Genomic DNA, 779 nt, shown 5'->3' with positions numbered 1-779 from the left:
CTTCATCCTCTTCGTTTTCAAGATAAATATCTGCGCCTAGAATCGGCTTTGCTCCGGCGCCTCGAACGGCTTTGAAGAATTTTACGTACGCACAGAGATTCGATTGATCTGTAATCGCAATAGCAGGAATGGCATTTTCCGACACCTTTCCAGCGAGCGCTTTTATTCGCACAAGCCCATTTACTAGCGAAAACTCAGTATGCACGCGCAAGTGGATAAATTGTGACGGAGCACCAGAAGACATGGAGCGGATTTCACCTACAAATATTAGAAGTGGGGGGTATCGCTATGAAGCTCTGCAATGCTAACACGGAGCATGGGGTCTATAAATCCTAGAATGAAAATTAAAAGTGCGGCAACGAGTGCATTCCAGATGCTTGGTCTGCTCGCCTTCTAATTACGCGTTTTAGAAGTGACTTTCGCGATAGGATCATATCGCTCAAACATGTTTCCGTACTGCTCTAGCAAAGCGTTATAGGTACCGTCTTTTTTGATGCGATCCAGTCCTTTATCAAACACATCCCTGTCCTCTTCAGAGAGAAACAGATAACGATATTCACTAACATCAAACAACTCATGGAACTGGACTTGCTGAAGAAAACGGGGGTCACCTGGGTACTCTCGCTCCACCGCCTGTCGCCAAAAATAGCCAAAAATACTTCGTTCCATCACGATCAAATCCACTTCGCGAACAAACAACAGATTTAACTGCAAATGCTGGCGACCAATTTCTTCATACAAAGGATTGTCTTTCACAAGGCTAGAGAAATCGTTGCCCA

General features: G+C 44.8%; 2 protein-coding genes. Both read right to left on the bottom strand.

Features of this window, described 5'->3' with window-relative positions:
* On the bottom strand, positions 1-244 hold a 244-nt coding region (locus tag A3751_RS02810), incomplete at its 3' end, for a PHP domain-containing protein (RefSeq protein ID WP_156492223.1).
* A 149-nt stretch (positions 245-393) separates the two neighbouring features.
* Positions 394-779, bottom strand: a 386-nt coding sequence (locus A3751_RS22580) for a hypothetical protein (protein ID WP_197466135.1), incomplete at its 5' end; no start/stop codon positions are given.

Source organism: Oleiphilus sp. HI0080 (genome assembly GCF_001635135.1).
Note: the sequence above shows the minus strand (reverse complement) of the source record. Positions and strands in the feature narration are given on the sequence as shown.